Annotated in this window: 19 protein-coding genes, 1 tRNA gene and 1 pseudogene; 14 read left to right on the top strand and 7 right to left on the bottom strand. The window is 64.0% G+C overall.

The window, feature by feature from the left end:
- The first annotated feature begins 518 nt into the window (after positions 1-518).
- A complete protein-coding gene (locus ACZ1H8_RS20310) occupies positions 519-1,577 on the top strand; it encodes a hypothetical protein (protein ID WP_465179029.1) in 1,059 nt (352 codons plus the stop codon).
- Positions 1,578-1,580: 3 nt separating this feature from the next.
- Here the strand turns inward: ACZ1H8_RS20310 and ACZ1H8_RS20305 are convergent.
- From ACZ1H8_RS20305 to ACZ1H8_RS20290, 4 genes and pseudogenes are all read right to left on the bottom strand, one after another.
- A pseudogene (locus tag ACZ1H8_RS20305) lies at positions 1,581-1,668 on the bottom strand (IS5/IS1182 family transposase); the annotation flags it as partial.
- Positions 1,669-1,861: 193 nt separating this feature from the next.
- The gene (locus ACZ1H8_RS20300; RefSeq protein ID WP_465179028.1) at positions 1,862-2,782 is read right to left on the bottom strand and encodes an LAPAL motif-containing putative phage structural protein; all 921 of its coding nucleotides are present in this window, start codon (positions 2,780-2,782) and stop codon (positions 1,862-1,864) included.
- Positions 2,783-2,861: 79 nt separating this feature from the next.
- Positions 2,862-3,542 (bottom strand): hypothetical protein, encoded by a 681-nt coding sequence (locus tag ACZ1H8_RS20295; RefSeq protein ID WP_465179027.1) that lies wholly within the window; start codon positions 3,540-3,542, stop codon positions 2,862-2,864.
- A 12-nt stretch (positions 3,543-3,554) separates the two neighbouring features.
- Positions 3,555-3,644: transfer RNA gene (locus ACZ1H8_RS20290), tRNA-Ser, on the bottom strand.
- A gap of 167 nt (positions 3,645-3,811) precedes the next feature.
- On the opposite strand from ACZ1H8_RS20290, the gene ACZ1H8_RS20285 reads away from it, so the two are divergent.
- The 11 genes from ACZ1H8_RS20285 (at position 3,812) to ACZ1H8_RS20235 (ending at position 14,841) form a co-directional block, all read left to right on the top strand.
- Positions 3,812-4,819 (top strand): lytic murein transglycosylase, encoded by a 1,008-nt coding sequence (locus tag ACZ1H8_RS20285; RefSeq protein WP_110154181.1) that lies wholly within the window; start codon positions 3,812-3,814, stop codon positions 4,817-4,819.
- A 122-nt stretch (positions 4,820-4,941) separates the two neighbouring features.
- On the top strand, positions 4,942-6,108 hold the full coding sequence (locus tag ACZ1H8_RS20280) for a D-alanyl-D-alanine carboxypeptidase family protein (protein WP_465179026.1): 1,167 nt from the start codon (positions 4,942-4,944) through the stop codon (positions 6,106-6,108).
- Between the two features lie 58 nt (positions 6,109-6,166).
- Entirely contained in the window at positions 6,167-7,150 is a 984-nt protein-coding gene (locus tag ACZ1H8_RS20275) for an AAA family ATPase (protein WP_465179024.1), read from the top strand.
- Positions 7,151-7,204: 54 nt separating this feature from the next.
- Positions 7,205-8,713: a methionine--tRNA ligase gene (gene metG, locus ACZ1H8_RS20270; protein ID WP_465179023.1), complete on the top strand. Its 1,509-nt coding sequence runs from the start codon at positions 7,205-7,207 to the stop codon at positions 8,711-8,713.
- On the top strand, positions 8,710-9,489 hold the full coding sequence (locus ACZ1H8_RS20265; RefSeq protein ID WP_465179022.1) for a TatD family hydrolase: 780 nt from the start codon (positions 8,710-8,712) through the stop codon (positions 9,487-9,489). Before metG ends, ACZ1H8_RS20265 begins: the two co-directional genes overlap by 4 nt.
- A gap of 112 nt (positions 9,490-9,601) precedes the next feature.
- A complete protein-coding gene (locus ACZ1H8_RS20260; protein ID WP_465181436.1) occupies positions 9,602-10,366 on the top strand; it encodes an MBL fold metallo-hydrolase in 765 nt (254 codons plus the stop codon).
- A complete protein-coding gene (locus tag ACZ1H8_RS20255) occupies positions 10,363-10,659 on the top strand; it encodes a hypothetical protein (protein WP_465179021.1) in 297 nt (98 codons plus the stop codon). The genes ACZ1H8_RS20260 and ACZ1H8_RS20255 overlap by 4 nt, the downstream gene beginning before the upstream one ends.
- A gap of 47 nt (positions 10,660-10,706) precedes the next feature.
- Entirely contained in the window at positions 10,707-11,363 is a 657-nt protein-coding gene (locus ACZ1H8_RS20250; RefSeq protein ID WP_465179020.1) for a retropepsin-like aspartic protease family protein, read from the top strand.
- A gap of 31 nt (positions 11,364-11,394) precedes the next feature.
- Positions 11,395-11,745, top strand: a complete 351-nt coding sequence (locus tag ACZ1H8_RS20245) for a hypothetical protein (protein WP_465179019.1) — start codon at positions 11,395-11,397, stop codon at positions 11,743-11,745.
- A gap of 489 nt (positions 11,746-12,234) precedes the next feature.
- Entirely contained in the window at positions 12,235-13,926 is a 1,692-nt protein-coding gene (locus ACZ1H8_RS20240) for an ATP-dependent nuclease (RefSeq protein ID WP_465179018.1), read from the top strand.
- 399 nt (positions 13,927-14,325) lie between these two features.
- Positions 14,326-14,841 (top strand): hypothetical protein, encoded by a 516-nt coding sequence (locus ACZ1H8_RS20235; protein ID WP_465179017.1) that lies wholly within the window; start codon positions 14,326-14,328, stop codon positions 14,839-14,841.
- Between the two features lie 60 nt (positions 14,842-14,901).
- On the opposite strand, the gene ACZ1H8_RS20230 is transcribed toward ACZ1H8_RS20235, so the two are convergent.
- Positions 14,902-15,429, bottom strand: a complete 528-nt coding sequence (locus ACZ1H8_RS20230; protein WP_465179016.1) for a YcxB family protein — start codon at positions 15,427-15,429, stop codon at positions 14,902-14,904.
- A gap of 134 nt (positions 15,430-15,563) precedes the next feature.
- Between ACZ1H8_RS20230 and mazG the strand changes: the two genes are divergently transcribed.
- Entirely contained in the window at positions 15,564-16,313 is a 750-nt protein-coding gene (gene mazG / locus ACZ1H8_RS20225; RefSeq protein ID WP_465179015.1) for a nucleoside triphosphate pyrophosphohydrolase, read from the top strand.
- 101 nt (positions 16,314-16,414) lie between these two features.
- Here mazG and hflX read toward each other — a convergent pair whose 3' ends face one another.
- Positions 16,415-17,704 (bottom strand): GTPase HflX, encoded by a 1,290-nt coding sequence (hflX, locus tag ACZ1H8_RS20220; protein ID WP_465179014.1) that lies wholly within the window; start codon positions 17,702-17,704, stop codon positions 16,415-16,417.
- Between the two features lie 11 nt (positions 17,705-17,715).
- A complete protein-coding gene (hfq, locus tag ACZ1H8_RS20215) occupies positions 17,716-18,201 on the bottom strand; it encodes an RNA chaperone Hfq (protein ID WP_110154197.1) in 486 nt (161 codons plus the stop codon).
- Between the two features lie 240 nt (positions 18,202-18,441).
- Between hfq and ACZ1H8_RS20210 the strand changes: the two genes are divergently transcribed.
- Complete coding sequence (locus tag ACZ1H8_RS20210; RefSeq protein WP_465179013.1) at positions 18,442-18,759, top strand: DMT family transporter; 318 nt, start codon at positions 18,442-18,444, stop codon at positions 18,757-18,759.
- Positions 18,760-18,792: the final 33 nt, after the last annotated feature.

Below are 18,792 nucleotides of genomic sequence, written 5' to 3'. Positions count from 1 at the left end.
GGATGCACAGGGCGCGGTCGGCGGGCGTTCGACTGCCGATGTCCCGTCGCTGTCCCGGGACTGTCCCGTCCCTGTCCCGTCCCCGGCGCGGCGTGTCTTTGCCAATGCTCCCTTGCTCGCGATGCTTCCGACCGGCTGCCCCACCCACCCGTCACCCCGGCTGCAATGCCGGGGTCCACCGGGCAGCGCGTCCCGGAGATGCGGCAGGTGCGGTCGCAATCGTCTGGCGGGCGGGGCGGACGGTGGCGCATTCCCCGGCGGCCGGGATGGAGGCTGGGTGGACCCCGGCACTCCGGCCGGGGTGACGGTCGTGTTGGGGGGAGCAGTTTTCAAACCAGGGCCGTAAACGCCCACCGCGACCCACCGCCCAACTCAATCTCACCCCCCGTCATTCCCCGCACGACTGTGCGCTCCGCAACGGAAACTGGATTCCTCTTCTATCCCCTTGGTCGCCTTGAGGACCTTGACCGCCTTGATGGGGTCGAGTGGCCGGGTCCGGGCGACTGCGAGGTGGTGCGATGGAGGATGCGTCGGGTGCGGGGAAGGCGAGGGGCGGCTGTTTCTTCGTCCTCGGCCGCGATCTGTGGGAGCGGGTGTGGCAGGCGGAGACGGGCAACCGCATGACGCTCGCGCTGGTATGGCTGGTGCTGCTGGCGGGCACCGGCAGCGGCCATGCCCGCACCCGCTGGTCGGCCAAGGCGTGCGAGACGCATCTCGGCATCGGCAAGCCGCGCGCGCGAAAGGCGATCGACGAGCTGATCGCCGCCGGGCTGGTGACGCGCAGCGCAAGCTGGACGAAGCTGCGCCCGGTCTATGACCTGCCCGGGCTCGACCGCGATGCCGATCCGATCTTCCTGCCGGTCGCGCTCGTCACCGGGCTGGCGGGGGAGACGCCGGTGCTGCGCCGGGTGCGCGAGACCGGCGACCCGCTGGCGCTCCGGATGCTGATCGACCGGTACGGGCTGGTGGCGACCGACGCGACGCATGGCGTGCCGATCCATGCCTATCGCGGCGGACTGGTCCCGGCTGGAGAGCAGGACAGCGCGCTCGCCGGCGCGGTCGGAAGCTGGCACCTGTGGACCATCCGGTCGGGCATCTTCCGCCTCGCCGGGGGGAGCTGGACCGACCCGCACTGCGAAGCCGAGGCCGAGGAGCCCTGGCGCAGCTTCTGGGCACGGATCACGCTGCTGACGCGGATCGGCGCGGTGCGGGAGGAAGGCTGGCTGTTCGACGGCCAGTCGCTCGATGCCGAGCCGATCCTGCCCTTCGGCGCCGACCCTGACAGCGACAGCCCTGACGCTCGCGCCGCGGTGCACGCGATGACCGAGGCCGGCGTCCGCCTGCTCGAGCGGCTGCCCGCCGACCGCATCACCGACGACGGCGCCGGCCGCATCGTCCCGCTGCCGCGCCACCATCAGGCGCCGGCCTATCGCCAGGTCCTGCGCATGCGCGTCGAGCCCGATACGCCGGGTCGGCGACTGGCGTGGAAGGCACGATACGCAGGGATTGCCGAGGCACAGGCGCGGCATGAGCGGATGCTGGACGAGATGCTGCTGGGGGTGCCGAAGAGCAGGTGAGGCGTCGCAGACGAGCCGGTGCCATCGTCTTCCAGCCGAAGGTTCTCTCGACGACACAACGCCGGGGCAAGACCCTTCGCCCTTTCGACCCGATCTAACCACACCAGCGGGCGTTGGTGCCTTGGTGCCTTGGTGCGCGTAATGCCCCAAGGGCCGGGGTGCTACGCAGCCGTGTTGCGGCGGCAGTCCCTCTAGGGAAACGCACCGAAACAGAGCCTGGTTGGTCGGTTTGTGGCCAGGCTGAAAAAGGGCTTTGGTGCGTTGCCTGAGAGGCGTGGTCATTTTCACACGCCGGGGAGCGGGGTCTGCTTCGGCGCCGGGATGTGCTGCTCTACCTTCACGATGACGTATTCGGTGCGCAGCCCACTTGTGGTCAGCCATTGATCCATACGCACGATAACGACCAAGTAATCCTCTTTGGAGAACGACTCCTCTGACGCATCCACCCGCGCCCAGAACGCTTCGTCTTCAATCTCTGCCTGTATGGTCTGCGCGCCATTAGACAGCCGCCACTTGCGCCCCCGATCAAAGAACAAGCGTTTGATCTGGTAAGTGGCTCTGAACTGGTCCGACGAACTTGGTTCACTACCGGCAGCCGCTACAAAGGACGGCGCTTCTGCGGCTTCGATCCGTTCATCGACTTGGCCTTGCTTCTCTTCGAAGCGTATTTCTTGAACGCCTCCGTCCCGCAGCGGCTCCGTAAACTTCTCGAGTGGCTGGCGAACGGATGGTTCATCCACCAATCTAGCAACCGTTGGATGGACAATTATCTCATCGCCATCCTCGGCAATGAGGGTTGTGTTACCGTCCTCCAATACAATCTGCTTGGCCACACGCCTTCCACGAAGCCAACGCACGGTCTGAATCAAACCTTTGCCGCCAAGCTTCGCGGCGTCTTTGACGGTTATGCCGAGCAGCCCGAGCAGCGAAATCGTTACTGAGCCTTGCGGCGTCATTGCCCAAGCAATGGTCGCATCTTTGATGCCGTCCAACCAATGGACCGCAATCCCCACGTCGAAGCTGCCGCGCTTCACGTCCGACTTCACTCGGACCTTGACCCTGCCAGGTTCGCCAGTGCGGATTGCATCGGCATTTTCGATCAGCTTGCCCAGTGCGAGAAGCGAGGACGCAAGTTGCGTCACGTCCATCTCGCCGTCTTCCACAGCAGGACCATCATATACGACGCGGAAGTGATCGCCCGTCATTCGGCCTGACTATCTACCTCGGTGCAGCCTGTCTATCGCTGCCAGCACCCTGCGCCCTGAGGCGTGGGGTGCTGTTCGCTCACGTCTTGGACGCGCGCAGCTGAACGATTATGTCCGCTATGGTCAGCGAACCGGAGCGCAACCCCTCAACGAAGTAATCTGCCCACGCACGATAGTTGGCATATTCCGCAGGCGACATAGCGGCCAAGTCGCGCTTCAACTCCTCATCGCCTAGGCGGCGCTCATCCGCAATACCGGCCTCCTCCTCCGCTACCATGCGCTCGAATTCAGCGTCATCACGGGCGCGCTCTGCCCGCCATCGCTCGTCCTCCCGCCGCATCTCTGCGTCGAGTTTCTCACGGAATTTGGCGAAGGCGGGCAACCGGCGCGGCCAAGGTACGCGGCCGGGAGTGGGACGCATCCGCGTTACCTCAGCGAGTACCTGCTCTTCAATCCGAAGCAATTCGGATTCTAACGCGGCTAGTTCGCTGATTCGCTCATCTCGTCTGCGCTCGTGATACTCATTTCGTTTGCGGTTCGTTGCGAGATTTGTTTGAACTGGGTAGCTGTTCCATTCGTGATTACGATAATACCGAGCCGCGAACGCATCAGGGTCACGCTCGTAGTCGTCAACTCGCGCACGGCTCTGCTCATAGTTCTTTTCGGCATACACTATGCCAAGCCGCTTCTGTCGTACGCGCTCTTGAGCTGCACGAATGCGGGCAGCCAAACGCTTTGGCAAATCAGGTCGTTTCGCCATTTAACCCTCGGCTGGCGGAAGAGGTGGGATTCGAACCCACGGTGAGCTTGCACCCACGGCGGTTTTCAAGACCGCTGCCTTAAACCACTCGGCCACTCTTCCGTTGGCGCGTGCGCTAGCGCGGGGGAGGGGGTGAGCGCAAGCGGGCAGAATTGTTGATGAAACGTTGGGCCGGGGGCTTCATCCGCGGGAATCGCTGTGTCACTATGCCCGACATGCTCAAATTCGGTGTTGCGTTGCGTGGATTGGGGGCCGTCACCCTGGCGGTAATGACGACGGTGGCGCTGCCGTCCTGCGTCCAGGCGCAGCAGAGCGCGCCGCTGAGCGAGGCGGGGTTCCAGGCCTATCTGCCGCAGCTGGCGCGCGAGGCGGCGGCGGCTGGGGTCAGCAAGCGCGCGATCGACATGGTCATCCCGACGCTGACCTATAATGCCCGGGTGGTCGAGCTGGACCGGCAACAGCCCGAGACCAGCCCCAATGCCCGGATCCCGGCGTTCGAGCCCTATCGCCTGCGCCATGTCGACGCGTCGCGCATCACCCGAGGCCGCGCCGCCTATCAGCGTCAGCGCCCGCGCCTGGCCAGCATCGAGCGCGAGACCGGCGTGCCCGAATCGATCATGGTCGCGATCTGGGGGCATGAGACGAATTACGGGCGGGTGATGGGCAATTTCGACCTGCCCCGCGCGCTGGCCAGCCTGGCCTATGAAGGGCGAAGGCGCAGCCTGTTCGCGGGCGAGTTCATCGCCACGCTAAAGATGATCGACCGCGGCGTGCCGCGCGAGAAGCTGGTCGGCAGCTGGGCCGGGGCGTTCGGCGGGCCGCAATTCCTGCCCTCGGTCTATCTGCGGCTGGCGCGCGACGGCGACGGCGACGGCATGGCCGATATCTGGACCAGCGAGCCCGACACGCTTGCCTCGATCGCCAATTATTTCGTCGATGCCGGATGGCGGCCGAACCAGCCCTGGGGCTTTGCGGTCAGCGTGCCGGCGGGGCTGAACCGCGCGGCGATCGCGGGCAAGGTCACCTCGCCCCGGTGCCCGCGGGTGCATGAGCGGCACAGCCAGTGGAAGTCGCTGGCCGAATGGCGGGCGATGGGGATCGTGCCGATCGGCCGGTCCTGGCCCGACGAGCGGATCCAGGCGACGCTGCTCGAGCCCGACGGCCCGGGCAAGACCGCCTATCTGTTGACCGGCAATTACCGCGTCATCCTCGATTACAATTGCTCGAACTTCTATGCCCTGTCGGTCGGCCTGCTGGCCGACGAGGTCGAGCGCTAGCGCCGCCGCGCACCCCGCTTCGTGGTGCCGGGATCGTCCCGGCGCCGCACGGGTCTTCACCCGGCGGTGATACCCGCCTAGGAAGGTCCGATACCCCCGTTTGCGTTGGATTCGAGATCTCCATGAAGAAGTTTATCGCCGCTGCGTCCCTGTTCGCCGTTTCGCTGGCCATGCCGCTCCAGGCGGCGGCACCGGTGTTCGATACGCCGGCGCCCATCGCCTATATGGTCGACCTGACGACCGGCGCGGTGCTGTTCTCCAAGGATGCCGATCGCCGCATCCCGCCGGCGTCGATGGCGAAGATGATGACGGTCTATGTCGCCTTCGACCTGATCAAGCAGGGCAAGCTGAAGCTCGACCAGAAATTCACCGTCGCGCCCGAGACGTGGCGCAAGTGGCACGGGCCGCAGGCGGGATCGACCATGTTCCTGGAAACCGGCGAGCAGGTGAGCGTGCAGGACCTGCTGTACGGCATCGTGACGCTGTCGGGGAACGACGCCTGCGTCGTGCTGGCCGAGGGCGTGTCGGGCACCGAAGAGGCCTTCACCAACCTGATGAACCAGCAGGCGAAGAAGCTGGGCCTGACCAACAGCCATTTCGGCACGTCGAACGGCTGGCCGGACGAGGGCCGCACCTATGTGACCGCGCGTGACCTGGCCAAGCTGGCCCAGGCGACGATCCAGGATCATCCGCAGCTCTACAAGCAGTTCTACAGCCAGCATAACTACACCCGCACGCTCAGCACCGGGCAGGTGATCAAGCAGGACAATCGCGATCCGCTGCTGGGCGTGGTCGCGGGCGCCGACGGGCTGAAGACCGGCCATACCGAAGAGGCGGGCTATGGCTTCACCGGTTCGGCCGAGCAGAATGGCCGCCGGCTGGTGATGGTCGTCGCCGGGCTCGACACCTATAATGGCCGCGCGGCGGAATCGGTGAAGTTCATGAACTGGGGCTTCCGCGCCTGGTCGCCGCACAAGGTCGTCGCCAAGGGCCGCAAGGTCGGCGATGCCGAGGTTCAGGGCGGCGGTTCGGCGCTGGTCGGCCTGGTCGCGCCCAAGGATCTGGCGGTCAGCGTGCCCAGCGGCACCACCCCGTCGATGCAGGGCAAGATCGTCTATACCGGCCCGATCAAGGCGCCGATCAAGGCCGGCGACCATATTGCCGACCTGGTGATCGCCACCGCCGATGGCGGCCCGCAGACGCTGCCGCTGGTCGCCGAGACCGACGTGGCCGAGGCGGGCTTCTTCCGCCGCGCCTGGCTGGGCTTCTGGGGCATGTTCGGGCTTTGAGGCGGTGCGCCGGGCCTGACGCCGCGATAGCGGCCGGGCCCGCGACGAAGAGGGGGCGATGACCGATCTGATCGGCAACGAAGCGGCGCGTGCCGCGCTTGCCGCCGCAATGGCGTCGGGCGCGCTGCACCATGCCTGGCTGATCGCCGGCCCCGAGGGCGTCGGCAAAGCAAGCTTCGCGCGGATCGCGGCGGCGCGGCTGCTGGCCGAGGCTGCCGAGCCGGGCCGGCTCTCGCCCGGCTGGGACATTCCCGAGACCAGTCAGACCGCGCAGCTGCTGGCGGCCGGCGCGCATCCCGATTACCGCGAGATGCGCCGCCTGCCCAAGGATCCCGACAAGCCCGACCAGGGGCTGGCGCGGTCGATCCCGATCGCCCAGGTGCGCCAGCTGATCGCCAGCTTCGCGACCAAGCCGAGCTTTTCGGAGCGCCGCGTGGTGGTGATCGATTCGATCGACGAGGTCGAGCGCCCCGGCGCCGCCAACGCGCTGCTCAAGGTGCTGGAGGAGCCGCCCCAGGGCACGATCTTCCTGCTGGTCAGTCATTCGCCGGGCCGCCTGCTGCCGACGATCCGGTCGCGCTGCCGGCTGCTGCGCTTCGATCCGCTGGCGACGGGCGAGGTGGCGGCGATCCTGCGCGCCGAACTGCCCGATGCGACCGCCAGCGAGATCGACGCGCTGGTGCGGGCAGGGGAAGGGTCGCCCGGCCGCGCGCTGGGCTTTGCCGGGCTCGACCTCGCCGCGCTGGAGGCGGACATGACGCTGATCGCCACCACCGGCGATCCGTCCAACGCGGTGCGCGCGCGGCTGGCCAAGCTGCTGGCGCTGAAGGCGGCGCAGCCGCGCTACGAGGCGTTCCTCGAGCGGTCGCCAAGCTTCATCGCCGAACGCGCGCGGACGCTGTCGGGCGAGCCGCTGCGCGTGGCGATCGAGGCGTACGGCGCCGCGCGCAACCTGGCCGGCGCGGCGCAGGGCCTGTCGCTCGACGCCAGCGGGACGGTGTTCGAGATGGGCGGGCTGATCGCCCGGCTTGCCAAACCCTGATTTCGCGTGTCGAGAGGGGTGACTTACCGCCCCGATTTCTCCTAGAGCGCGCGCATGTCCCGACCCTATTATCTCACCACGGCGATCCACTATCCCAATGGCCGGCCGCATATCGGCCATGCATATGAGATGATCGCCGCCGACGCGATCGCCCGGTTCCAGCGCGCCCAGGGGCGCGAGGTCCGGTTCCAGACCGGCACCGACGAACATGGGCTGAAAATGGTCAAGACGGCGCGCGACCGCGACATGACCGCGCGCGCGCTGGCCGATGAAATGTCCGGCTATTTCCACGAGATGGCCGACGCTCTGGACATCAGCTATGACCGGTTCATCCGCACGTCGGAGGCTGATCACCACGCGGCCAGCCAGGCGATCTGGCAGGCGATGGCCGATGCCGGCGACCTGTATCTCGACCGCTATGAAGGCTGGTATTCGGTCCGCGACGAAGCCTTTTACGAGGAAAAGGAACTGGTCGAGGGCGAGGGCGGGCAGAAGCTCTCGCCTCAGGGCACGCCGGTCGAATGGACCGCCGAGGAGACCTGGTTCTTCCGCCTGTCGAAATATCAGCAGCCTTTGCTCGACCTCTATGCGGCGCAGCCCGACTTCATCCGCCCGGAGTCGCGTCGCAACGAGATCATGCGCTTCGTCGAAGGCGGGCTGGTCGACCTGTCGGTCAGCCGCACCAGCTTCGACTGGGGCGTGCCGGTGCCGGGATCGCCGGGCCATGTCATGTATGTCTGGGTCGATGCGCTGACCAATTACCTGACCGGCGCAGGCTATCCGAACGATGCCGCCGCGCTGGAGAAATGGTGGCCGGCGGAACTGCACCTGATCGGCAAGGACATTGTCCGCTTCCATGCGGTCTATTGGCCCGCCTTCCTGATGTCGGCGAAGCTCGCGCTGCCGAAACAGGTGTTCGGCCACGGTTTCCTGCTCAATCGCGGGGAGAAGATGTCGAAGTCGGTCGGCAATGTCGTCGATCCGATGGAACTGGCGCGCCTCTACGGCGTCGATGCGCTGCGCTATTTCCTGCTGCGCGACGTCAGCTTCGGCAATGACGGCACGTTCAGTGACGAGGCGATCGTCACCCGCGCCAATGCCGATCTGTCGAACAGCTTCGGCAATCTCGGCCAGCGCGTCTGTGCCTTCATCGCCAAGAATCTGGACGGCAAGGTCGAGGCCGGCCGCGCCGATCCCGCCGACGATGCGCTGCTGGTCGAGGTCGATGCCGCCTGTGCCGGCTTCGCCAGGGCGTTCGAGGATCTGTCGCTCAGCCAGGGCATCGAAAGCTGGATGACCGGCGTATTCGCCTGCAACCAGTATATCGACGTGCAGGCACCCTGGGCGCTGCGCAAGACCGATGCCGAGCGGATGCACGCCGTGCTGTCGACGCTGCTGAAGGCGATCCACCGGCTCGCCGTGACGATCCAGCCGGTCATTCCGGGATCGGCGGCGAAGCTGATCGCGCAGCTGGGCCATGATCCGGCGACCGGCACCTTCAACATCACCGCGCCGACCCCCATCTTCCCCCGACTGGAACTTGGCACGGCGGAGGAAAAGTGAGGCTCGCGGACAGTCACTGCCACCTGAACTACAAGGGGCTGGCCGAGACGCAGCCCGAGGTTCTGGCGCGGGCGCGGGCGAGCGGGGTCGAGGCGATGCTGAACATTGCCACGCGCGAGAGCGAGTGGGACGATGTGCTGGCGGTGGCGGAGCGCGAGGCGGATGTCTGGGCGACGGTCGGCATCCATCCGCATGAGGCCGACCAGCATCCAGATGTCGACACCGCCAAGCTGGTCGAGCGCGCGCGCCATCCGCGCGTCGTAGGCATCGGCGAGACCGGCCTCGATTATTATTACGACCATTCGGACCGCGACCGCCAGCGCGCCAGCTTCCGCTCGCACATCGCCGCCTCGCGTGCGCTGCAGCTGCCGATCGTCATCCACACCCGCGATGCCGAGGAGGATACCGCCGCGATCCTGCGCGAGGAGATGGGGAAGGGGGCCTTTCCCGGCGTCATCCATTGTTTCACCGCCAGCGCCGCCTTCGCCGATATCTCGCTCGATCTCGGGCTCTACATCTCGATCTCGGGCATCGTGACGTTCAAGAGTGCGAAGGACCTGCAGGACACCGCAGCGCGGCTGCCGCTGGACAAGCTGCTGATCGAGACCGACGCCCCGTTCCTCGCGCCGGTCCCGCATCGCGGCAAGACCGGCGAGCCGGCCTTCGTCGCCGACACCTGCCGCTTCCTGGCCGCGCTGCGCGGCGAAAAAGCCGAGGATCTGGCGGAGGTTACCCGCCAGAACTTCCACACGCTCTTCAACAAGACCCACGGGTGAAGCAAGCGCAACGCGTCCCCCTCCCGCTCGCGGGAGGGGCTAGGGGAGGGCCTGTCCTCTCTAAGGTTGCGCTGCTTGGACACTCCCTCCCGCAAGCGGGAGGGGAGAAATGATGAAACTCCGCATCCTCGGCTCCGGCACCTCATCCGGCGTCCCGCGCATCGGCAACGACTGGGGCACCTGCGACCCCGCCGACCCGCGCAACCGCCGCAGCCGCGCCTCGATCCTCGTCTCGACCGAGACCACCCGTATCCTGGTCGACACCAGCCCGGACATGCGCGAGCAGTTGCTGGCCGCCGATGTGATCGATCTCGACGCGGTGATCTGGACCCACGACCATGCCGATCATTGCCACGGCATCGACGATTTGCGCCAGGTCGCGCATCACACGGGCAGGGCGATCCCCGGCTTTGCCCGGCCGTTCACGCTCGACCAGCTCCGCACCCGCTTCGCCTATGCGTTCTTCGGCCGCGGCGGTTATGAGGCGACCGTGAACGGCGCCGAGCTGCCCGACCGACTGACGATCGGCGACATCTCGATCCAGGTCGCGGACCAGCCGCATGGCGGCATCACCTCGGCCGGCCTTCGCTTCGAAAGCGGCGGTGTATCAATCGGTTATGCGACCGATTTCAATATCATGACGAACGGGATGCGCGGAATCTACCGCGATCTCGACCTGTGGGTGGTCGACGCGCTGCGCCATGCGCCGCACCCGACGCATCCGCATGTCGGCGCGACCCTGGGCTGGATCGATGAACTTGCGCCGCGCCGCGCCGTTCTGGTCCATATGGACAATTCGCTCGACTATGCGACGCTGGCCGCCGAACTGCCGCCGGGCGTCGAGCCTGGCCATGACGGGCTGGAGATTGCGCTGTGACGGAATTCGACACGATGCGGCTGGTCTATCTGCTCGCAGCACTGGTGCTGGTCAGCAGCGCCTTCTGGGGTCAGCGGTTTCAGCTTGGCACCATGCTGCGCCTGGGGCTGATGTGGGCCGGCATCTTCCTGATCGCCTATCTGATCGCCGACAATCGTCATGCGATCGGTCGGGCGATCGGCATCCTGCCGGCGGAAAGCGTGCCGGCGGAGGATCGGCCGGATTCCGGTGACGACCGCCCCCGGTCCGACATCGTCCTTCTTGGCAATGCGGATGGCGCGGGCAGGGCCTGACCCCGCCGTTCGGCATTTGTTCAGCCTCGACGGGGTAGGGCATTGCCATGGATAATCAGTTACTTGTCCTGGTCGCCGCAGTGCTGGTGCTGCTGTTCGCAGCGCGGCTCGTGTCGGGCGGGTTCAGCCTGCGCGGGCTGGTCCATGGCCTGCTGACCTGGGCGGCGATCGGGCTGATCGGCTTCATCGCCTTCACGCATCAGCGCGAGATCGCGGCGTTCCTGTCGCGCATGTCCGACGGGATCGGCGTCGAGCAGCAGGTCGTCCAGGGCGACACGGTCCGCATCCCGATGAGCCGCGACGGCCATTTCTGGGCAAAGGTGAAGATCAACGGCGTCGAGCGCCGCATGCTGATCGACAGCGGCGCGACGCTGACGGCGATCTCGGTGCGCACGGCCGAGGAATCGGGCGTCGAGCCGGGCCGGATGCCGGTGGTGCTGGAAACCGCCAACGGATCGATCCAGGCCCGCAGCGGTCGCGCCGAACGCGTCGAGATCGGCCCGCTGACGACGCGCAACCTCGACGTGGTGATTGCGTCGAACTTCGGCGAGTTCGACGTGCTGGGCATGAACTTCCTGTCGCGGCTCAAATCCTGGCGCGTCGAAGGCAAGACGCTGGTGCTGGAGCCGGCAAAGGCCGGCGACAACGAACGCCGGCGCGGAACGAGCCGACAACGGCAGGCCGAGGGCGACGGGACGGTGTAGCCCTCGCTCGTGCCATCGCTAATTTAACATAATGTATATTATCGTTCTGAGGTTCTATGATGAGAGTGAGCGCAACCGCGACTGTCCTCGCTCCACCAGGATTGATTTGTCAGGTCATCTTGAGCCCACGTCACTGGTCCGAACCTTGGCCCGCAAGCGTGTTCAGGTCTGCGGATTCCCCGACGGCCGCACCAAGGTACGCCACTGCGGCCTGATCCTGCGCTGGCGGGTTCGCAACACGATGCAGCGCGAGAACCAGACCGAGATCGTGGACAACAAACGGCCCCGCGCGGCCTGCGCCATGGCGCAGGCCTTGCAGAGCGCCCACCCGCACCGGCATCGGAACACCGACGCACCAGTTCGCCGCTCTCGCCGTCGGTAGGCGTTTCGCCAAGTGGCGCGCTGCTCCGGATAAAGGGCGCGTGGGCAGCGCGCCCAAAGGCGGCCGGGAAGACCGCCTCTCCCCCGCTCACGCCTCGGCGGGACACCTCCATCGAGGAAGCGCACGCTTTCCACTGACGGCGGCCGGTTCGATCACGCCGATGCCGGGCGTTCCTCTGCAGTCCGCGACTTCCCGAAAGCGGTCGCTCGTTAATAGGACGCGGAACGCCTGAGACTGGGACTTAGCTGCCGTTCGTGAGCCGGACCGGGAATGACAGGTCCCCATCCAACACCAGCCATTCCCGAAGCCGCGATAGTCGTTTCAAGACTGCGCGCGACTGGCAGGTAGGAGATTGCCGGGTTCGGAGAAACGAAGGTAAAATGCTGCCGTTCGAATAAGGTGGTGCGTACCGAATGATACTCCCCGGCCAAGCGATTCGCATTTGCCAAATTTGAGCCGGCGGCATAGCAATGACGACGGTACATTCGCTTGTGGGGGGCTGATTTGCAGATTAAAAATATCAGTGTTCGAGGGTATCGCACCATCAAAGATGAGCTTAGCGTTCCATTGGATGACGCAATTACATTAGTAGGCCCCAACAATGCAGGAAAAACAAATACACTAAAAGCTATTCAGCTGTTTTTCACTGGATATGAAAATAAATTGAACTATTCTTTTGATAAAGATATATGCAAAGGCGAAAAATCGCTTCGAACTAACATACAAATGACAATCAGCGATTTTGAAACGGGCGCAGATAGTGACACTACTGATTTAATTAAACAAATTAGATCAACGCTAGACATTTCCACTGGTTCAGAATCAGAGATAATTTTGTATCTTACTTTTTCGGAAAATTCTAAACCTGTTTATCGTGTTTTTCCGAACGCGAAGCGGCCAAAAGGAAGTGAAGGTGTAGCTTATTCTAGGTTAGAAAAGAAACTTTTTGAAAGCATTCTATCAAAGTTCTCAATACACTACATTCCTTCTGAAAAAAGTATTAGTGACCTTTACGAAGGTCTCGTTATGCCATACTTGTTTCAGCGGATGCACGCTGAGTTGGCTCCGAATTTATCATCTCTTGATTCCGCGCTGAACAAAGCTTCCGATGAAATTAATGAAGTATTAGAAAACGGCGGACTTGGCTCTTTCAAAACATCTTTCGAACTTCCTAAAACTCCAAGCGATTTTTTTCGAAATGTTGAGTTTAACTTGAAGGATGTAAATACGACTAGCGTCTTTCAGAAAGGCATGGGAATTCAGTCTGCGGTTTTGTTGAGCAGCTTTTGCTGGATTTCCCGACAGGAAAGGTCATATGGCAAACTTCCTTTATGGCTCCTTGAGGAGCCAGAATCTTATCTGCATCCGCAATTGGCTAATCAGTGCCTGAGCCTTTTAAAAACCCTATCTGCTCACTCCCAAGTAATTGTAACCACCCATTCGCTTGGCTTTGTTCCTCAAGACCCGGAAAAAGTCTTAGGCGTGAGTTCAGAGTCAGGCTGGACGAAAGCAAGTCAGTTCAAAACTTATCACGAGGCTACAAAGCAAATCCGAAACTCGCTCGGCGTGAAATTTTCCGATTACTATAATTTTTCAAAGTTTAATATTCTAGTTGAAGGCCAAACCGATCGGAAGTATCTAAATCTAGTTATAGAGGCGGTGAGAGCAAATGAAGCTGAGGCGAAAAATTTCCCTACACTCCTATCGAATGGCCTGAGCGTCCACGATTACGGCGGCGTGAAAGGTATCGAAGGCTTTTTGCGCGCAACGTTCGAGTTTATCAGAGCTGAGCGAGCTTCAATCTCTTTGCTCGATGGGGACGATGCAGGAGATAAGGCACGAAAAGATTTGCAACAATTTTTTGGCCGGAAAGACATCCCGTTTCAGCCAAATGCAGACTTCATAATCATTAGAGACCGCTTTGCTATTGAAGGTTTATTGCCAGATGAGTGGATCAAAGAGGTAAGTACCGCTCATCCGGGATGGTTAGAGGGGTACGCAGAAGACGCAGCCGGCGCAATCCTTCCCTTTAAAGTAAAAGACAATAGCAAAGAGCAATATTTTAACTGGTTTAAAAGCAAGGCGTCCGATTCAGACCTTAAAGAATGGTTTGACCGTTGGCGGCCGATATTTGAAGTTTGCGAAAAATCACTTAAAAGACAAGGTGAGATACTTTATTAATAACAGGTACTTTGAGATGATTAGCGAGTGCCTGAGGTTGGATTAATGAGTAGAGATTGTCCGACACTGAGATATTCATTTGCACCACCAAACGGCCAACTTGGGCACGTAGTCGATCGGCAGCCGTTCAATCGGCGAAGGGCAGTTTCAGCTTCACAGGTTGTTTCAGTGGCTGCACCGCAGCGGCCTGAGTTGGTCGCTAGCCGCCGCTTCGCTCGTCTGGGATTAACGGCAGCTGCGGCCGTGAGGCTCGACCCCAAGATACAGCCAACCCTCCGCCAGCACATGCGTCTGCAAACGGGCGCGTGTCGCGCGATTGGCTCCCTACCCTCACCTATGCGCCAAGCCAGAACGTACCTATACCCGTCCCGGCGAGCAGCGGAATTCGAGGAGGGCGTGATGCGCCATTGGGCTTCGTCGGCGGCGGTCACAGCGGCCATCATGACCTCCAGCTCAGGCTCGGCGAGCCCCGGGCCCGCTGTGGCTTCAGGCATCTATGTTCGCGACATGCAACGGGAAGGCGGTGCCTTTGACGCGATCGAGCGCGCGGTTGCCGGTCTTCCCGACGCCAAGCGCCCTTTCCTCCGCTCAAGGCTGCTCAAGTCGGTTGCCGCGTACAGGATCAGACTCTCGAGTACAGGCAACCGGGTCTCGATCGTGTATGACGCCAAGGCCCCTATCGTTCTTTGGCTCGGCGGGGAGCCGGTCAGCTGGAAGCTTGCCGAATGGTTCGTCTACGACGTGTCGGCGAAAGCGGATGGCGACGCGATTTCGCTGACCTTCCTTGGCTCGGACGGCGAGCGCACCGTCGTGTATCATAGCGTTGGCCGGGACCTGGTGGAGGAGACGAGCATCGTCACCCCCCTGCTCTCTGCGCCGATCACGTACAGGCTCGTCTATCATCGAGCGAACTGACCGGATCGACGATCCGAGCCGCGCGCTGCGGTTGATCTCGGGCGCCGCCACCTGACCGTCTCAGCCATCGATGATCCGCTGGCCCGCGGCATTGCTATAGTCGCGGATCGACGCGATCTGCTCTGGGCTCAGCACGCGCGTCGGGACGAAGTTGGAGATCACCTCGCTCTGGCGGAAGATGATCGCGTAGCGCCCGAATATGATAACCGTGAAGTCGCGCCATTCGAACCGGGCACTGCCGCGGGCAGAGGTGAGCGCGATCCCGGCGTCGGACCATTCGGCGACGGTGGCGTCATGCAGCGACTTTTGCTGCGCGTAGATCCGCCGCACCCGCTTCGGCATGCGCAGATAGGCGGAGATGAAGATGCCGGTCAGCAGCGCCAGCCAATAGGCGCCGCCTGCAAGGGCCGCGAGCAGCGGCGGCGCCAGGTGCAGCAGCCATGCGATCAGCGCCGCCGCCCCGCCGATGAGCGCGCCGCCGATCGCATAGGCGCGGATCACCCGCGCCGACTTCCAGGTCGTGATCAGGTTGAGCCGATAGACCTGGATCAGATCCTCTACGGTTGGTGTGAAGGTGACCGATTGCATGTCGCCGGGGTGGCAGAGCGATCGAGGCGGGACAAGTGCCCTCCCCCTTCCCCGCCGCGCGGCCGGCACGCCATGGCGCCGCGCGGCCGTGCCTGATACCAGCGCGTCGACACCCGTTTCGAAAGGCCCGCCGCATGACGACCGTCTCCATCCAGCGCCTCGTCGAGATCATGGCGCGGCTGCGCGATCCGCAGACGGGATGCGAATGGGATACGGTCCAGACCTTCGCGACCATCGCGCCCTATACGATCGAGGAAGCCTATGAGGTGGCCGACGCGATCGAGCGGGGCGACATGGCCGAGCTGAAGGACGAGCTGGGCGACCTGCTGCTCCAGGTCGTGTTCCACAGCCGCATGGCGGAGGAGGCCGGCCACTTCACGCTGCAGGATGTGGTCGACGCGATCAGCGCCAAGATGGAGCGCCGCCACCCGCACATCTTCCAGGGCGCCGAGGCGGGCGGCCACCATCTGTGGGAGCAGATCAAGGCGGAGGAACGCGATCGCAAGGGCGCCAGCAGCGCGATGGACGGCGTCGCGCTGGGCCTGCCCGCGCTGCTGCGCGCCGAAAAGCTCCAGAAGCGCGCCGCGCGCACCGGCTTCGACTGGCCCGACCCGAGCGGCGCCCGCGCCAAGGTCGAGGAGGAACTGGCCGAGGTCGAAGCCGCCGGCGACGACACGCGCGAGGAGGAGATTGGCGACCTGCTGCTCGCGGTGGTCAACTGGTCGCGCAAGCTGGGCTATGATCCCGAAGCGGCGCTACGGGCGGCAAATGCCAAGTTCGAGCGCCGCTTCCGGGCAATGGAAGCGATAGCGGGCGAGGCGTTCCCGACGCTCGACCTCGATGCGCAGGAAGCCTTGTGGCAGCGGGTGAAGTCGAAAGAGTGAGGCTTCTCCCCTCCCGCTCGCGGGAGGGGTCGGGGGAGGTCTTGTTACCCATTACCGACCTGAATGGGGAGGACATGCCCTCCCCCATGCGGGAGGGGAGTTTAGCCGCGCTGCAGGAACCGTTCGTGGTCGCGCGGGGCCATGCGGACGTCGTAGATCGCCTTGTCGCCCTCGATCGACTGGTCGAGCACTTCGCCATGCTGGTGCAGCCAGGCGGCGGCGGCGCCGTCTGCAGGGTCGAGTTCGAAGCGGAAGCGGCGATGGCCGTGGGTCAGCTTGGCGGCGACGGCGGTGATCAGGTCGTCGACCCCCTGCCCGGTCCAGGCGGAGATCGCCACGACATCCTCGCGGCGGCGCGCCTCGACCAGCGCGTCCTCCAGCGCCTCGCCTTCCAGCAGGTCGATCTTGTTCCACGCCTCGAACCGCGGGGTCGTCTCTTCGACGCCGATTTCCTGCAGCACCTTCTCGACATCGGCACGCTGCGCCTCGCTGTCGGGATGGGCGATGTCGCGGACATGGATCAGCAGGTCGGCCGACACCACTTCCTCCAGCGTCGCCTTGAATGCGGCGACCAGCTGCGTCGGCAGTTCGGAGACGAAGCCCACCGTGTCGGACAGGATCGCCTTGTCGATGCCGGGCAGCTGGATCTGGCGCAGCGTCGGATCCAGCGTGGCGAACAGCAGATTCTCCGCCATGACGTCGGCGCCGGTCATCCGGTTGAACAGCGTCGACTTGCCGGCATTGGTATAGCCGACCAGCGCGATCACCGGCCAGGGCGCGCGCTGGCGCCGGTCGCGGTGCAGCGTGCGGGTGCGGCTGACCTGCTCCAGTTCCTTCTTGAGCCGCGCCATCCGGTCGCGGATCAGCCGACGGTCGGCCTCGATCTGCGTCTCTCCGGGACCGCCGAGAAAGCCGAAGCCGCCGCGCTGCCGCTCGAGGTGGGTCCAGCTGCGCACCAGCCGGCCCGCCTGATAGTCGAGATGGGCGAGCTCGACCTGCAACCGGCCCTCGGCGGTGCGCGCGCGCTCGCCGAAGATTTCGAGGATCAGGCCGGTGCGGTCGATCACCTTGCAGCCGAGCGCGGTTTCCAGGTTGCGCTGCTGGATCGGCGTCAGCGCCGCGTCGAATACTGCCAGCTGAAGCTCGCGGTCGCGCACCGTCTCGGCCAGCGCCTCGACCTGGCCCGACCCTATCAGCGTTCCCGCCTTGGGCTGGCGCAGGCGGAAGGCGGCCTTCTCGACCACCTCCACGCCGATCGCCAGTGCCAGGCCGGCCGTCTCCTCCAGCCGCGCTTCGGCGTCGCGCGAACTGACCCCGATCTCGGGATAGATGACGACTGCCCTTGCGCCGCGCGTGAACTCGCTGGCGTCGCGTTCGAAACCGGTGCTCATCGGGGACCTACTCAGTCCTCGCCATTCTGTTCCTCGGCCAGGTTCAGCGGGTGTGCCGGCTGGATGGTCGAGACCGCATGCTTGTAGACCAGCTGGGCCATGCCCTCGCGCTGGAGCAGCATGCAGAACAGGTCGAAGGCGGCGATCTGGCCCTGGAGCATCACGCCGTTCACCAGGAACATGGTGACGTTTTCCTGCTGCTTGCGGACCGCGTTCAGGAAGATTTCCTGGAGGACCGGGTTCTTGGCCTGATGCTCGCCAAGCTGGTCGAGCAGCGCCTCGAGATCGACCGCGCCCGAGGGCATGATCGTCGAGATGGCATGCTTGTAGATCAGCTGGGACTGGCCGTCGCGGCGCAGCAGGACCGAGAAATTGTCGAACCAGGTAACGATGCCCTGGAGCTTGACGCCCTTGACCAGGAACATGGTGACGGGGGTCTTGGACCGGCGCAGCGAGTTCAGGAAAAGGTCCTGCAGCGAAGTCTGTTTTTCGGCCATCGATGGGCTCCAATGTTCTTGGCGGGATCTGTCCCGCTGGGCGCCGTTTCCCGGCGTCGGAGTCGCGCCACCGCTGGCGCGCGTCCATAATCTAGGATGTCCCGCACCCGGCGTCCACCTCTGCTTGCTTGAACCGGCGCGCCGCCTTGCCTAGATGGGGGCGTTGCGAGGCCACGCCCTCCCCCGCGATCCTGCGGGCAGAAGTCCGGGACGGCCCGGCCCTTTCAAGAGGAGGGCTCGATGGCCTGGATTGCATTGCTCGTCGCCGGTCTGTTCGAAGTGGTGTGGGCCTATTTCATGAAGATGTCGGACGGGTTCAGCCGCCCGCTCCCCACCATCGCCACCTTCGCCTTCATGTTCGTCAGCTTCGGCCTGCTCGGCTGGGCGATGCGCCAGCTGCCGCTGGGCACCTCCTATATGGTGTGGACCGGCATCGGCGCGGTCGGCGCGTTCATCGTCGGCGTCGTCCTGCTGGGCGAGAGCGCCAGCGCGATGCGCATCGCCGCGGCGCTGCTGATCGTCGCCGGCATCGCGATGATGAAATCCGCGACACCCTGAATGCCCGGATTCCGCCCTGTTATACGACCGTAT

The organism is Sphingomonas sp. BL-S-25, from assembly GCF_055521555.1.
Note: the sequence above shows the minus strand (reverse complement) of the source record. Positions and strands in the feature narration are given on the sequence as shown.

What these genes read in the sequence shown, in the direction of transcription:
- ACZ1H8_RS20310 (WP_465179029.1), top strand. Translation starts at nt 519, where the DNA reads ATGGAGGATGCGTCGGGTGCGGGGAAGGCGAGGGGCGGCTGTTTCTTC.
- ACZ1H8_RS20300 (WP_465179028.1), bottom strand. Translation starts at nt 2,782, where the DNA reads ATGACGGGCGATCACTTCCGCGTCGTATATGATGGTCCTGCTGTGGAA.
- ACZ1H8_RS20295 (WP_465179027.1), bottom strand. Translation starts at nt 3,542, where the DNA reads ATGGCGAAACGACCTGATTTGCCAAAGCGTTTGGCTGCCCGCATTCGT.
- ACZ1H8_RS20285 (WP_110154181.1), top strand. Translation starts at nt 3,812, where the DNA reads ATGACGACGGTGGCGCTGCCGTCCTGCGTCCAGGCGCAGCAGAGCGCG.
- ACZ1H8_RS20280 (WP_465179026.1), top strand. Translation starts at nt 4,942, where the DNA reads ATGAAGAAGTTTATCGCCGCTGCGTCCCTGTTCGCCGTTTCGCTGGCC.
- ACZ1H8_RS20275 (WP_465179024.1), top strand. Translation starts at nt 6,167, where the DNA reads ATGACCGATCTGATCGGCAACGAAGCGGCGCGTGCCGCGCTTGCCGCC.
- metG (WP_465179023.1), top strand. Translation starts at nt 7,205, where the DNA reads ATGTCCCGACCCTATTATCTCACCACGGCGATCCACTATCCCAATGGC.
- ACZ1H8_RS20260 (WP_465181436.1), top strand. Translation starts at nt 9,602, where the DNA reads ATGAAACTCCGCATCCTCGGCTCCGGCACCTCATCCGGCGTCCCGCGC.
- ACZ1H8_RS20250 (WP_465179020.1), top strand. Translation starts at nt 10,707, where the DNA reads ATGGATAATCAGTTACTTGTCCTGGTCGCCGCAGTGCTGGTGCTGCTG.
- ACZ1H8_RS20245 (WP_465179019.1), top strand. Translation starts at nt 11,395, where the DNA reads ATGTATATTATCGTTCTGAGGTTCTATGATGAGAGTGAGCGCAACCGC.
- ACZ1H8_RS20235 (WP_465179017.1), top strand. Translation starts at nt 14,326, where the DNA reads ATGCGCCATTGGGCTTCGTCGGCGGCGGTCACAGCGGCCATCATGACC.
- ACZ1H8_RS20230 (WP_465179016.1), bottom strand. Translation starts at nt 15,429, where the DNA reads ATGCAATCGGTCACCTTCACACCAACCGTAGAGGATCTGATCCAGGTC.
- mazG (WP_465179015.1), top strand. Translation starts at nt 15,564, where the DNA reads ATGACGACCGTCTCCATCCAGCGCCTCGTCGAGATCATGGCGCGGCTG.
- hflX (WP_465179014.1), bottom strand. Translation starts at nt 17,704, where the DNA reads ATGAGCACCGGTTTCGAACGCGACGCCAGCGAGTTCACGCGCGGCGCA.
- hfq (WP_110154197.1), bottom strand. Translation starts at nt 18,201, where the DNA reads ATGGCCGAAAAACAGACTTCGCTGCAGGACCTTTTCCTGAACTCGCTG.
- ACZ1H8_RS20210 (WP_465179013.1), top strand. Translation starts at nt 18,442, where the DNA reads ATGGCCTGGATTGCATTGCTCGTCGCCGGTCTGTTCGAAGTGGTGTGG.